Origin of the sequence: Paraburkholderia sp. J63 (genome assembly GCF_905220245.1) — a bacterium.
Classification (GTDB): Bacteria; Pseudomonadota; Gammaproteobacteria; order Burkholderiales; family Burkholderiaceae; genus Paraburkholderia.
In genome coordinates this window covers 1-293 of the sequence record NZ_CAJMZF010000213.1, presented here as the reverse complement: position 1 = coordinate 293, position 293 = coordinate 1, and the positions used below count along the sequence as shown (strand labels likewise).

Below are 293 nucleotides of genomic sequence, written 5' to 3'. Positions count from 1 at the left end.
CGGGCTCCCCTGATCGGCCGGGCGTTGCTTCGCGGCGCGCGCCGCGCGCCGCTTCTGCGGACTGCGATCAGGCCGCGCGCCGGCCGAGCGGCGTGCCGACCGCACCGGCCGGTGCGCCCTGCACGGCGCCCTGCAGCGCTTCCGAGGCATCGGGCTGCACGAGGGCCTGCTGCATGTCGCGCATGCGTTTGCGCTCGCGTGCCGACATCAACTGGTTCACGGCGATCACGCCGATCGTCACTGCGCTGATAAAGAGCGTGGCCAGCGCGTTCATCTCCGGATTCAGGCCGAGA

The 293-nt window shown here is 72.0% G+C and carries 1 pseudogene; it reads right to left on the bottom strand.

The features are described 5' to 3' along the window. Positions 1 to 67 precede the first annotated feature (67 nt). Positions 68 to 293: pseudogene (locus U5775_RS39230) on the bottom strand (putrescine ABC transporter permease PotI); the annotation flags it as partial.